Source organism: Streptomyces sp. NPDC041108, assembly GCF_055592645.1.
This window is the reverse complement of record NZ_JBVIYK010000013.1, coordinates 192,589-204,408: the sequence shown is the minus strand read 5'-3', so window position 1 is coordinate 204,408 and position 11,820 is coordinate 192,589. Positions and strand designations below refer to the sequence as shown.

Genomic DNA, 11,820 nt, shown 5'->3' with positions numbered 1-11,820 from the left:
ACCGTCCCGTCGCGCGGATCCCCGCGCTCCTTCGGGGGCGCCTCGTGCGGACCGGCGCGCTCACCTCGCCGTGGGCCCGGCCAGCGACCAGCCCGGGGACCGCGGGTGTGCGGTGAGGTCCTCGTGGCGGACCGCGCCGCCGCAGGCCGCGCAGGTGACCGTCGGCGCCAGCTCGCTGCCGCAGACGTGCTCGACCACCATGGGGCGGTCGCCGTCCTCACGGAGATGACGGTCGCCCCACGCCATGAGCGTCATCAGGACCGGCTCCAGTTCGAGCCCCGCCCGCGTGGGCCGGTACTCGAAGCGCCGCGGACGCTCACTGTAGGCGTGCTTGTGCAGGATGCCCGCGTCCACGAGGCGCCGCAGACGGGTCGCCAGCACGTCACGCGGTGCCCCGATGTTGCGGACCAGCTGGTCGAAGCGGCTGTTGCCCAGGCAGACCTCGCGCAGGACGAGCAGGGAGTACTTCTCACCGACGAGCGCCAGGGTGTCGGCGATGGAACAGGGGCGCGGGGCTGCGGAGGCGGGCATGCGCCCAGTCTAGGGGAGGGTTTGTTTTTCCAACCTCTCGGACTATGGTGAGTTGGAATTCCCTACTCACTGGTAGTCGCCCCGGCAGTCGTGGAGGCCCGCCCATGCGTGACGCAGTCGTCGTCGAAGCCGTACGCACCCCGATCGGAAGGGGCAGGCCGACCGGCGCCCTCGCCCACGTCCACCCCGTGGAACTCCTGGCCCACACCCTGCGCGCCCTCGTCGACCGCGCGGGCGTCGACCCCGCGCTCGTCGACGACGTCATCGGCGGCACCGTCGACCAGGTGGGCGAGCAGGCCATGAACACCACCCGCTACGCCGTCCTCTCGGCGGGCTTCCCGGACACGGTGCCCGCGACCACGGTCGACCGGCAGTGCGGCTCCTCCCAGCAGGCCGTGCACTTCGCGGCGCAGGGCGTGATGTCGGGGGCGTACGACGTCGTCGTCGCCTGCGGGGTGGAGTCGATGAGCCGGGTGCCGATGTGGTCCAACGTCCCGCCCGGCACGGACCCGTTCGGCCCCGGTGTCGGCCGGCGCTTCCCCGAGGGGCTCGTACCGCAGGGCATCAGCGCCGAGCTGATCGCCGCGAAGTGGTCGCTCGGCCGGGACCGTATGGACGACTTCGCCGTGTCGTCCCACCGCAGGGCCGCCGCGGCCTGGGAGAGCGGTCTCTTCGACGCCGAGGTCGCGCCGCTGGAGGGCGTGACGCGCGACGAGTGCGTACGGCCCGGCACCACGTCCGAGATCCTCGCCGGGCTTCGGCCCGCCTATCACGACCCCGGGTTCGCCGAGCGGTTCCCGCAGATCGAGTGGAACGTCACGGCGGGGAACGCGAGCCCCGTCAACGACGGCGCCTCGGCCGTCCTCATCACCTCCGCCGAGACGGCGGCCCGGCTCGGCCTGCGTCCACTGGCCCGGCTGCACAGCTTCGCCGTCACCGGCTCGGACCCGCTGCTGATGCTCACGGGGGTCGTCCCGGCCACGGAGAAGGTGCTCCGGCGGGCGGGGCTGGCCCTCGACGACATCGACCTCTTCGAGGTCAACGAGGCGTTCGCCGCCGTGGTCCTCGCCTGGCAGCAGGAGACGGGGGCCGACCCGGCGAAGGTCAACGTCCACGGGGGTGCCATCGCCCTCGGGCATCCGCTCGGCGCGAGTGGCACACGGCTGACGACCACGCTGGTGCACGCGATGCGGGAGCGCGGCGCCCGTTACGGGCTGCAGACGATGTGCGAGGCGGGCGGGCTGGCCAACGCGATGGTCCTGGAGGCCGTCTGAGCCACGGGCGCCGTCCGGGACGGGTGCATACCGGTCGACGTGACGGTCGTCGGGCCGGTCGCCGTCGGGCGCGGACCGGTCGGTCGTCGGACCGGTCGCCGGTCGGGCAGGTGCCGGTCGCCGACGGGGAGGGGCCGTTCGCGCGGGTCCCCGCTCCCGAAGCGGGCGGACGCCCCGCCGGGCCGCTCCCGCCCGCGAGGTCAGCGGGTGCGCAGGTGGTGGCGTTTGCGCCAGGCCACCGCGGCGCCCATCAGGGCCGGGACCGCGATGCAGGCCATGGCGATCAGGAACGCCGGGGAGGTCGGGGACGAGGCCCGGGCCCCGGCGACCGCGTACGCGGCGGTGTTCGGGATCGAGCCGAGCGCGGTGGCCAGCAAGAAGGGGAGGTAGCCCATACGGGAGACCGACGCGCAGTAGTTCGCCGCCCAGAAGGGCACTCCGGGGAACAGCCGGGCCGCCAGCATCGACCGGAAGCCGTGGCGGCTGAGCTGGCCGTCCGCCGACTTCAGCCAGCGGTGGCGGAGCAGGGGTCGCAGGGCGTCCTGCCCGAGCAGCCGGCCCAGGCCGAAGGCGATGCCGGCGCCGAGGACCGTACCGCTGAGCGCCGAGGCCAGACCCAGCTGGGAACCGAAGAGCGCGCCCGCCGCGATGTTGAGGATCGGCCGCGGCACGAAGGCGACCGTGCACAGCCCGTACGCCACCGCGAACATCACGACCGCCGCGGCTCCGCTCAGCTGGGGCGGCCAGCCGTCGGCCAGCAGCCGCTGTGGCTCGAACAGCAGGACGGTCGCAATGGCGCCCAGGAGCAGCACCACGAGGAACGAGAAGCGGGCCCATGGAGCGAGCAGCGCTCTGCCCCAGCGGGCGGCCCGTCCCAGGGGCACGGCTGGAACGGCGACGGGCGTGGCGACGGCGAGCTCCGTGGCGGCGGTCCGGGGAAGGACCGTGGCGGTGCCCCCAGAGCGGGTGGTGGCATCGAGCATTCGTCGACGGTAACCGACCCATGTACGTGTATGCCCCGCGGAACGTCTCACGGGGGTCACGGCGGGCGTACCGCAAGGCCCACCGGCCCGGGTGGGCCCAGCTCCCCCGGGGGCACCGCGCACCGCGCCGCCTGCGCCTTCCGGAACACGGTCCCGGCCCGGACCCCGTTCACCGCGGGCGCCCCCTGTGAACCATCTCTCTTCGGCTCCCTCCCGGAACCCGCCCGTACCGAAAACCATTCGACGGGAGCCGACTTGTCGACGATGATCGACGACATGTTCCGGCACGCCTTCGCTCTCGCCGCATCCGCCACAGGCGCGGATGCCCCGAAGGCTGCCCTTCTGATCGTCGTGGCCGCCGCAGACGGCGCCCGAAGCTGACCCTTCCCGGACACATTCCGGCGGACCCCGCAGGGGGAGGGTCGGCAAGACCTCGGGGTCCCCGTCCCGGCAGCGCCCGTAGTCGCGCCCGGGACCTCACTCGGTACCGCTGAAGAGACTTCGAGGTTCCGCCATGTCCAAGACCGCCTACGTCCGCACGAAACCACATCTGAACATCGGCACCATGGGCCACGTCGACCACGGCAAGACCACCCTGACCGCCGCCATCACCAAGGTCCTGGCCGAGCGCGGGTCCGGCACGTTCGTGCCGTTCGACCGCATCGACCGCGCCCCGGAGGAGGCGGCGCGGGGCATCACCATCAACATCGCGCACGTCGAGTACGAGACCGACACCCGGCACTACGCGCACGTCGACATGCCCGGGCACGCCGACTACGTCAAGAACATGGTCACCGGGGCCGCGCAGCTCGACGGGGCGATCCTCGTGGTCTCCGCGCTCGACGGGATCATGCCGCAGACCGCCGAACACGTGCTGCTGGCCCGGCAGGTGGGGGTGAACCACGTCGTCGTCGCGCTGAACAAGGCAGACGCGGGCGACGAGGACCTGATCGACCTCGTCGAGCTGGAGGTCCGTGAGCTGCTCACCGCGCACGGGTACGGCGGCGACTCCGTACCGGTCGTCCGGGTGTCCGGGCTCAAGGCGCTGGAAGGGGACCCGCGGTGGACGGCGTCCATCGACGCGCTGCTGGACGCGGTGGACACGTACGTCCCGATGCCCGAACGGTATCTGGACGCGCCGTTCCTGCTGTCCGTGGAGAACGTCCTCACGATCACGGGCCGGGGGACCGTCGTCACGGGTGCCGTCGAGCGCGGCACGATCCATGTGGGGGACCGGGTCGAGGTGCTCGGCGCCGAGGTGGAGACGGTCGTCACCGGGCTGGAGACCTTCGGCAAGCCGATGGCGGAGGCGCAGGCCGGGGACAACGTGGCGCTGCTGCTGCGCGGGGTCGGCCGGGACGCCGTCCGGCGCGGGCACGTGGTGGCCGCGCCCGGCAGTGTGGAGCCCCGGCGGCACTTCACCGCGCAGGTGTACGTGCTGTCGGCGCGCGAGGGCGGGCGATCGACCCCGGTGTCCACCGGGTACCGGCCGCAGTTCTACATCCGTACGGCGGACGTCGTCGGGGACGTGGACCTAGGTGAGACCGCCGTCGCCCGGCCCGGCGACCGGGTCACGATGAGCGTGGAGCTGGGCCGGGAGGTTCCGTTGGAGCCCGGTCTCGGGTTCGCGATCCGCGAGGGCGGCCGGACCGTGGGGGCGGGGACCGTGACGGCCGTGCGCTAGGCCGGGCGGGACGTCAGGGGCGTGGGGGCCGCGGGCCGGTGTTCGGCCGGTCACGCGGCCCCCGCGCCCGTCCCGGGGCCGCTTCGACGGTCCGCCGGCCGGGGCCCCGACCGGCACAATGGGGCCGTGAACGAAGCCATACCCGTCTCCCGGGCCATCGACCAGGGGACCGCCAAGCTCATGCCCGACGTCGACCGGGAACGGGCCTGGCTGCTGACCGTGGACGGGGCACCGCAGTCGTACGTGGACCTGGACGAGCCGGCGCATCTGGAGTTCGAGTACACGCGACGGCTCGGGCACGTGCTGGACACGGCGGCGGAGCCGGGGCGGGCGCTCGACGTCCTGCACCTCGGCGGGGGCGCGCTCACGCTGCCCCGGTACGTCGCCGCCACCCGGCCGGGGTCCCGCCAGGAGGTCGTCGAGTACGACCTGGGGCTGCTGGACCTCGTCGTCGAACGGTTGCCGCTGCCCGGCGACGCGCGGATCGTCCTGCACGGCGCGGACGCCGGGGAATGGCTCGAAGCGGCCCCCGCGGACTCGGCCGACGTGATCGTGGGGGACGTGTTCCGAGGCTCACGGATCCCGGCGCACCTGACGACCGTGGCGTACGCGCGGGCCGCCGAGCGGGTGCTGCGCGCGGACGGGATGTACCTCGCGAATCTGGCCGACGCCGCGCCCTTCGCATTTCTGCGGTCCCAACTGGCCACGCTAGCCACGGTGTTCGAGGAACTGGTGCTGATCGCCGAGCCGGGGGTGCTGCGCGGCCGGAGGTTCGGGAACGCCGTGCTGGTCGCATCCCATCAGCCGCCCGACATCGCCGCCCTGGCCCGGCGCACCGCCGCCGACGCCTTCCCGGCGCGGGTCGAACACGGCCCGGAACTGCGCCGGTTCATCGGCGACACCGCGCCCGTGCGTGCGCAGGACGCCGTACCGTCACCCGAGCCGCCGGACGGAGCCTTCCGTATCGGCTGAGCCGGTGTCGGCGGGGAGCGCGGCCTCGGCCCTGGCCTCGGGACCGGCAGCAGGAGCGTTGGCGGGCTCGGCGTCGGGTTTCGCCAGCGCCACCGGCACGGTGTGCCTGGTCAGGTTCCGCACGTCCCGGACGCACAGCACCGCCGCCGTGGCCCCCACGCACAGTGCGGCGCAGCCCCACAGGGCCGCCGTACGCCCGAACGCACTCTCCGCCGGGCCCGCCAGCGCGGCGGCGAGCGGCACCATCGCCACCGAGCCGAACCAGTCGTAGGCCGAGACACGGGACAGCTTGTCCTCGGGGATCTCCTGGTGCAGCGCGGTCATCCAGGAGACACCGAACACCTCGATCGACAGACCGCTGACGAACATGGCCAGGCACAGGACGGCGATCGGTGCCGGCACGGCGAGCGCGGCGCTCGGCAGGGCGAACGGGAAGACGCACAGGACGCCCACGAAGAGGAGGCGGCGCGGTTTCCAGCGGGTCATGAGCAGCGCCCCCGCGGCGTTGCCGGCCCCGAACAGGGCCAGCGCCAGGCCCCAGGGGCCGGGGCCGCCGAGACTGTCGTCGGCGACCTGGGGGCCGTAGACCGCGTCGGCCGCGACCATCACGGCGTTCACCAGGGAGAACTGGACGACGATCGCCCACAGCCAGGTACGGCCGGTGAACTCGCGCCAGCCGTCCCGGAGATCGGCGAGCATGCCGTGTCCCGGCTCGCGCTCGGGTATGTGGCTCACGTCGAGGAAGGCGCGCAGGGCGCCGGCGCACGCGAAGGCGACGGCGTCCACCGCGAGCACCCAGCCGGGGCCGATCACCGCGACCAGGGCGCCGCCGAGGGCCGCGCCCGTCATGGTCGCGCCCTGCGTGGCGAAGCGGAACAGTGCGAAGGCCCGGCCCGCCTGTTCGGCGGTGACCGAGGACAGCAGCATGCCCTCGGCCGCCGGGCCGAAGAACGCCTGGCCGGTGCCGCCGAGCGCGGAGAGCAGCATCATCTGCCAGAGACGGGCCTCGCCGGTGAGCACGAGCACGGCGAAGACGGCCTGGGAGAGGCAGTTGAGGGTGTTCGCCGCGACCATCACCCGGTGCCGGGGGAGGCGGTCCGCGACCGCCCCGCCGATCAGCAGGAAGAGCACCAGCGGCAGCGTGCGGGCCGCCGCGACCAGACCGATGTCACCGCCGTCGCCGCCTGCGTCCAGCACCGCGAACGCGGCTGCGATCAGGGCGCCGTTGCTGCCGAGTCCGGTGACGACGGAGGCCGTCGTCAGCAGGGTGTGGTTGCGACCCGCCCAGGCGGGGCGGCGTGCGGCGGTGGGAGTGGTCACCCGCCGACTATCGCCGCCCCGTCCTCTTCTGCAAAACCGTTTCCGCGGGAGAAGGGGCCAGATCGGGCCGGCGCCGGCCCGGACCGACTCCCGGAGGGGACGGCTTCGCCGACGGCCCCCGCCCCCGCCCCGGCATCCGGCGCGGGCTCAGCCGCCCGTCGGTTCGCCGTACAGCCGTACCGTGCTGAGGATCTTCTGCACCGTCGCGTCCGGGACCTCGTCCTTGACGTCCTTGGCGCCGTGGAAGGTCCAGGAGACGTAGTCACCGGCCGAGTTCTTGAAGGCGAACGTGGTCGCCTTGCCGTCGGTGTCGCACTTGCCCTTCTTGGTGACACCCTTCGAATAGGTCGTCGCGACACTTCCCTCGACGCCCGACGTCGTGGTGTACGCCTTGGGCTTGCCGATGGTCATCTTCTTCTTGGCGCCGTCCTTCTGGTCGGTGTAGCCGCCGAAGACCCACCACGCCGAGTCGTTGCGGGCGACGTCCTCGGTGCCCTTGGCGCCCTGCTGGCCCTTGGTGCCCGCGGCGGCCAGCGAACTCGTCTCCTCGTTGCCGTCCTTGTCGTCGTCGGACGTGCACCACTTCTCCTTGAGGATGGCGGGTGCCGACATGCCGATGAGGACCGACCCGTCGCCCTTCTTGTCGTCCTCGAAGCCGATGAAGGTGTCGGCCGACTGGACGGCCCACTCGGGGGGCACGTCGAAGGCCGTGCCCCACTTGGGGTTGACGACGACCTTCCAGCCCGCGATGGTCGGCTTCGCTCCGGCGTCCTCGCCGCGCGGGTTGTCCTCGGTGCTCTCGGACGCGGTCGGTGACGGGGAGGCCGAAGACGAAGAGGAGGGCTGCGCCGACGACTTGTCCTTGTCCTTGTCGCCCCCGAGGACCAGGAAGCCCGTCACGCCGGCCGCCACGACGACGGCCGTGGCCGAGATGATCGCGATCAGCTTCGTCCGGTTGCCGCCGCCTCCGCCCGGCGGCACCGGCGGGCCCGCCGGGCCCTGCGCGCCCCACTGCGGTTGCTGCCCGTACGTGGGCTGCTGCCCCGTCGACTGGTATCCGGGCTGCTGGTAGGGGTTGGGTTGCTGGTACCCCGGCTGCTGGTATCCCTGCTGACCCGACTGGTCGTACCCCGGCTGCTGGTACGGATTCGGCTGCTGCGGTTGGTGCTCGCCCCCGGGCGGCTGCTGCTGTCCTGGCCACATGGCTCGTAACCATAGATGCGCCGAGGGGCGGGGTGCCACGGGAGTCCGGGAAGCGTCTTTGCACTCGGGACGAACGCTTCCAAATCGGTTCCGGGTGACCGGGTCCGGTGAACGGACGGTCCGCGCGGGCGACTTCGTCGTTCCTGTCCGCGAACGGTTTCGACGGCCGGGCGACCGCCCCTGGCCAGGCATGGCTACTCGTGGGTAACCTCGCGGTATGAGCGCAGACCAGATGTCGATCGGCGAGATGCTCGCCGCCACCGTGCCGATGGCCAGGACCCTAAAGCTGGAGTTCCTGGAGACCACGCCGGAGAAGGCCGTGGTGTCGCTGCCGGACCAGGGCGAGTTCCACAACCACGTCGGCGGGCCGCACGCCGGCGCGATGTTCACGCTGGGCGAGTCGGCGAGCGGGGCGATCGTGCTCGCCGCGTTCGGGGACCAGCTCTCCCGCGCCGTGCCGCTCGCCGTCAGCGCGGAGATCACCTACCGCAAGCTCGCGATGGGCCCCGTCACGGCCACCGCCACCCTGGGCCGCCCGGCTGCCGAGGTCGTCGCCGAACTCGACGCCGGCCGGCGCCCCGAGTTCCCCGTCACCGTCGCCATTCACCGCGCCGACGGTGCCGTGACGGGCGAGATGACGGTGGTCTGGACCCTGCGCCCCAACACCTGATCCGCATCCGATCCACACCTGACCCCCACCTCCTCGGGCGCCGCGACGCGCCGGGTGCGACCGTGCGCGCCGAGCGACGATGCGGCCCGCGGGACAACCCGGAGGGCTCCGTCGCCGTCCGAGTAAGCGGGTAGGCTGCCCCGGCGTGCGCTCCGTCGCGAGCGCACGCCGGGGGCTTTGAACCGCTACACGGGAGGAACCGGTCTTGCACGTCCAGGAGTGGCTCGAAACAGTGCCCCCGCTCGCCATCTATCTGCTGGTGGGGCTGGTCATCGGCCTGGAGAGCCTGGGCATCCCGCTGCCGGGCGAGATCATCCTGGTCTCCTCGGCGCTGCTCGCCTCCCAGCACGGTGAGATCGACCCGTTCGTCCTGGGCGCCTGCGCCACCGCCGGGGCGATCATCGGCGACTCCATCGGCTACGCGATCGGCCGCAAGGGCGGCCGCCCGCTGCTGGCCAAGCTCAACCGGCGGTTCCCCAAACACTTCAGCGAGAGCAATATCGCCGTCGCCGAGCGCTCGTTCGACCGCTGGGGCATGTGGGCCGTCTTCTTCGGCCGTTTCATCGCCCTCCTGCGCATCTTCGCCGGCCCCCTCGCCGGTGTCCTGCAGATGCCGTACTGGCGCTTCCTCGTCGCCAACGTGCTCGGCGGCATCCTCTGGGCGGGCGGCACCACGGCCGTCATCTACTACGTCGGAGTCGTCGCCGAGGCATGGCTCAAGCGCTTCTCCTGGCTGGGCCTGGTCCTGGCCGTCCTCATCGGCGTCACGTCGATGCTGGTGATCAAGCGCAAGGCGAAGAAGGCGGCGGAAGCGGCGGAGAGGTCCGAGGGGGAACTGGTCCCCGCCGACTCCTGAGCGGCGCGGGGCCGGGCACCTGAAGGTGCGGCCCCGGCGCCCTGCCGCGCCGGCGCGACGCGAAGACGGCGAGACCGGGCCCGAGTCCGAGCCCGAACCGGAGCACCGGTCTCGGGTCCGAACCGAAGCGCCGGGCCCCGGCCCGAACCGAAACGCCGGGCCCCGGCCCCGAACCGAAACACCGGGCGCGGGGCCCTACCGAAACACCGGCCCCCGCCCCGCACACGGCCTACGCGCCGTACTCCTCCTGCGCCTCCCGGTGCGCCGCGGCCAGTTCCGTGTAGTGCGTGCCGTTCAGGGTCACCGACTCCCGTTCCTCGTCGGTGAGCGGCCGCTTCACCTTCGCCGGCACGCCCGCGACCAGCGAGCCCGGCGGTACCCGCATCCCCTGCGGGACCAGCGCCTGCGCGGCCACCAGCGACCCCGCCCCGATCACCGCGCCGTTCAGCACCGTCGCGCCCATCCCGATCAGGCAGTCGTCCTCGACGGTCGCCCCGTGCACCACCGCGTTGTGCCCGATGGAGACCCGCGCGCCGATCGAGACCGGGAACCCGGGGTCGACGTGCAGCGTGCAGTTGTCCTGGACGTTGGCGTCCGCGCCGATCACGATCGGCTCGAACTCGGCCCGCAGCACGGCCCCGTACCAGACGCTCGACCCCGGCCGCAGCGTCACGTCGCCGATCACCACCGACGTGGGGGAGACGAACGCGGCCTCCTCCACATCCGGCTTGTTGCCGCCGAACGTCGTGATCAGGGCCCGCTGCCGGTTCATCGCCGCCTCCTGGTGGTGGGTGAGGATCAGTCCTCACCCGCACCGTAAGCCATGGCGCTCGCATCCCGTGGGGTGAAGATCACAGCCGTACGGCGTCATGCGCGTGGCGCGCGGTGAGTACCGTGAGCGGGTGCCGAAAAGCAAGAACACGTTCTCGTCCTGGTGGGGCCGCCTCGTGCAGCGCGCCGTCCACGCGGGCTGGGCGTGGCTGCAGCGCACTGGCTCGGTGACGGCCGACCGGCCCGGCGGCTTCCGGTTCGGCGCGATGGGAACAGGTACCAGGCTGGCCTTCCCGCTCGGCACGGTCTTCGGTGAGCCGTGGATCCAGCTCGGCTCCCACTGCATCATCGGCGAGCAGGTCACCCTCACCGCCGGGCTGATGCCCGATCTGGACCTCGGCGCGGAACCGATCCTGCGCATCGGTGACGGTGTCGTCCTCGGCCGGGGCAGCCACGTCATCGCCGACACCACCGTCACCATCGGCAGCGACTGCTACTTCGGCCCGTACGTGTACGTGACGTCCACGAACCACTCCTACGACGACCCGCACGAGCCGATCGGGAAGCAGTGGCCGCGGATGGACCCGGTGTCCATCGGGCCGGGCTGCTGGATCGGCACGGGTGCGGTGATCCTCCCCGGCGCACGGGTCGGGCGGAACGTGGTGGTGGCCGCGGGAGCCGTGGTGCGGGGGGTGGTGCCGGACCACTCGGTGGTGGCGGGGGCGCCCGCGCGGGTCGTGCGGCGCTGGGATCCCGTCGAGGGATGGCAGCCGCCGATCCGGACGCCCGCGCCGGTGCCGATCCCCGACGGGGTCACGCCGGAGCAGCTGCTGGCCCTGGCCGAGTGGGACGCGGAGGGGGCGGGGGAGTCCGCCTAGGCGATCAAGGCCGCGGCCCCGCGCAGTACAGTTCGGTGCGTGTCCGGTGCACCCCGCTGCGGCGCCTCGCAGTGAACTCTCCATGGAAGATATTGGACGGAATGTGTCGGATCTCGATCTGCTGACCCAGTCCCTGGCGCGCAACGTCAAGCGCTGGCGCACCGAGCGGGGGTTCACCCTGGACGCCCTCGCGACCCGCGCCGGCGTCAGCCGCGGAATGCTCATCCAGATCGAGCAGGCCCGCACCAACCCCAGCATCGGCACCGTCGTGAAGATCGGGGACGCGCTCGGGGTCAGCATCACCACCCTGCTCGACTACGAGCGGGGGCCCAGGGTCCGGATCGTGCCGGCCGAGCAGGTGGTCCGGCTCTGGCACACCGAGGCGGGCAGCCACAGCAAGCTGCTGGCCGGTGCGGAGGCGCCCGGCCCGCTGGAGATGTGGGACTGGCTGCTGATGCCCGGCGAGGGCAGCCGGTCCGACCCGCACCCCGTGGGCACGGTCGAGATCGCCCATGTCACGGCGGGCGAGCTGACCCTCACCGTCGAGGGCACGGAGTACCGAGTGCCGGCCGGCGCGAGTGTCACCTTCGAGGCCAACGCGGCGCACGAGTACGCGAACCGGGCGGACGTGCCGACCCGGATGGTGCTGACGGTGTCGGTGCCGGCCGTGCACTGAGT

At 72.6% G+C, this 11,820-nt stretch carries 13 protein-coding genes; 8 read left to right on the top strand and 5 right to left on the bottom strand.

Going from position 1 to position 11,820, the window contains the following annotated elements; all coding sequences use genetic code 11:
- Positions 1-60 precede the first annotated feature (60 nt).
- Positions 61-531 (bottom strand): winged helix-turn-helix transcriptional regulator, encoded by a 471-nt coding sequence (locus ACZ6BB_RS31335; RefSeq protein WP_471618477.1) that lies wholly within the window; start codon positions 529-531, stop codon positions 61-63.
- 104 nt (positions 532-635) lie between these two features.
- On the opposite strand from ACZ6BB_RS31335, the gene ACZ6BB_RS31330 reads away from it, so the two are divergent.
- Positions 636-1,805 carry a thiolase family protein gene (locus ACZ6BB_RS31330; protein WP_471618476.1) on the top strand — a complete coding sequence of 390 codons (1,170 nt, stop codon included), beginning with the start codon at positions 636-638 and terminating at the stop codon, positions 1,803-1,805.
- Between the two features lie 200 nt (positions 1,806-2,005).
- Here ACZ6BB_RS31330 and ACZ6BB_RS31325 read toward each other — a convergent pair whose 3' ends face one another.
- Positions 2,006-2,788, bottom strand: a complete 783-nt coding sequence (locus tag ACZ6BB_RS31325; RefSeq protein ID WP_471618475.1) for a TVP38/TMEM64 family protein — start codon at positions 2,786-2,788, stop codon at positions 2,006-2,008.
- 255 nt (positions 2,789-3,043) lie between these two features.
- Between ACZ6BB_RS31325 and ACZ6BB_RS31320 the strand changes: the two genes are divergently transcribed.
- The 3 genes from ACZ6BB_RS31320 (at position 3,044) to ACZ6BB_RS31310 (ending at position 5,444) form a co-directional block, all read left to right on the top strand.
- The gene (locus ACZ6BB_RS31320; RefSeq protein WP_471618545.1) at positions 3,044-3,169 is read left to right on the top strand and encodes a hypothetical protein; all 126 of its coding nucleotides are present in this window, start codon (positions 3,044-3,046) and stop codon (positions 3,167-3,169) included.
- 133 nt (positions 3,170-3,302) lie between these two features.
- Positions 3,303-4,472, top strand: a complete 1,170-nt coding sequence (tuf, locus tag ACZ6BB_RS31315; RefSeq protein WP_471618474.1) for an elongation factor Tu — start codon at positions 3,303-3,305, stop codon at positions 4,470-4,472.
- A 126-nt stretch (positions 4,473-4,598) separates the two neighbouring features.
- Positions 4,599-5,444 (top strand): spermidine synthase, encoded by an 846-nt coding sequence (locus ACZ6BB_RS31310; RefSeq protein ID WP_471618473.1) that lies wholly within the window; start codon positions 4,599-4,601, stop codon positions 5,442-5,444.
- Here ACZ6BB_RS31310 and ACZ6BB_RS31305 read toward each other — a convergent pair.
- On the bottom strand, positions 5,406-6,764 hold the full coding sequence (locus ACZ6BB_RS31305) for an MFS transporter (RefSeq protein ID WP_471618472.1): 1,359 nt from the start codon (positions 6,762-6,764) through the stop codon (positions 5,406-5,408). The genes ACZ6BB_RS31310 and ACZ6BB_RS31305 overlap by 39 nt on opposite strands.
- A gap of 147 nt (positions 6,765-6,911) precedes the next feature.
- Entirely contained in the window at positions 6,912-7,967 is a 1,056-nt protein-coding gene (locus ACZ6BB_RS31300; RefSeq protein WP_471618471.1) for a DUF8017 domain-containing protein, read from the bottom strand.
- Positions 7,968-8,199: 232 nt separating this feature from the next.
- On the opposite strand from ACZ6BB_RS31300, the gene ACZ6BB_RS31295 reads away from it, so the two are divergent.
- On the top strand, positions 8,200-8,637 hold the full coding sequence (locus ACZ6BB_RS31295; RefSeq protein ID WP_471618540.1) for a DUF4442 domain-containing protein: 438 nt from the start codon (positions 8,200-8,202) through the stop codon (positions 8,635-8,637).
- A gap of 205 nt (positions 8,638-8,842) precedes the next feature.
- Positions 8,843-9,493 carry a DedA family protein gene (locus ACZ6BB_RS31290; RefSeq protein ID WP_471618470.1) on the top strand — a complete coding sequence of 217 codons (651 nt, stop codon included), beginning with the start codon at positions 8,843-8,845 and terminating at the stop codon, positions 9,491-9,493.
- A gap of 229 nt (positions 9,494-9,722) precedes the next feature.
- Here the strand turns inward: ACZ6BB_RS31290 and ACZ6BB_RS31285 are convergent, their stop codons facing one another.
- The gene (locus ACZ6BB_RS31285) at positions 9,723-10,265 is read right to left on the bottom strand and encodes a gamma carbonic anhydrase family protein (protein ID WP_471618469.1); all 543 of its coding nucleotides are present in this window, start codon (positions 10,263-10,265) and stop codon (positions 9,723-9,725) included.
- Between the two features lie 97 nt (positions 10,266-10,362).
- Here ACZ6BB_RS31285 and ACZ6BB_RS31280 point away from each other — a divergent pair, with 97 nt between their 5' ends.
- Together ACZ6BB_RS31280 and ACZ6BB_RS31275 are read left to right on the top strand one after the other, a co-directional pair.
- Positions 10,363-11,142, top strand: coding sequence for an acyltransferase (locus tag ACZ6BB_RS31280; protein WP_471618468.1), 780 nt, complete (start codon positions 10,363-10,365; stop codon positions 11,140-11,142).
- Positions 11,143-11,245: 103 nt separating this feature from the next.
- The gene (locus ACZ6BB_RS31275) at positions 11,246-11,818 is read left to right on the top strand and encodes a helix-turn-helix domain-containing protein (RefSeq protein ID WP_471618467.1); all 573 of its coding nucleotides are present in this window, start codon (positions 11,246-11,248) and stop codon (positions 11,816-11,818) included.
- The last annotated feature ends 2 nt before the right edge of the window (positions 11,819-11,820 follow it).

Excerpts from the sequence above, each read along its gene's own strand:
- ACZ6BB_RS31295 (WP_471618540.1), top strand. The coding sequence starts at position 8,200 with ATGTCGATCGGCGAGATGCTCGCCGCCACCGTGCCGATGGCCAGGACC.
- tuf (WP_471618474.1), top strand. The coding sequence starts at position 3,303 with ATGTCCAAGACCGCCTACGTCCGCACGAAACCACATCTGAACATCGGC.
- ACZ6BB_RS31330 (WP_471618476.1), top strand. The coding sequence starts at position 636 with ATGCGTGACGCAGTCGTCGTCGAAGCCGTACGCACCCCGATCGGAAGG.
- ACZ6BB_RS31285 (WP_471618469.1), bottom strand. The coding sequence starts at position 10,265 with ATGAACCGGCAGCGGGCCCTGATCACGACGTTCGGCGGCAACAAGCCG.
- ACZ6BB_RS31300 (WP_471618471.1), bottom strand. The coding sequence starts at position 7,967 with ATGTGGCCAGGACAGCAGCAGCCGCCCGGGGGCGAGCACCAACCGCAG.
- ACZ6BB_RS31325 (WP_471618475.1), bottom strand. The coding sequence starts at position 2,788 with ATGCTCGATGCCACCACCCGCTCTGGGGGCACCGCCACGGTCCTTCCC.
- ACZ6BB_RS31335 (WP_471618477.1), bottom strand. The coding sequence starts at position 531 with ATGCCCGCCTCCGCAGCCCCGCGCCCCTGTTCCATCGCCGACACCCTG.
- ACZ6BB_RS31280 (WP_471618468.1), top strand. The coding sequence starts at position 10,363 with ATGCGCGTGGCGCGCGGTGAGTACCGTGAGCGGGTGCCGAAAAGCAAG.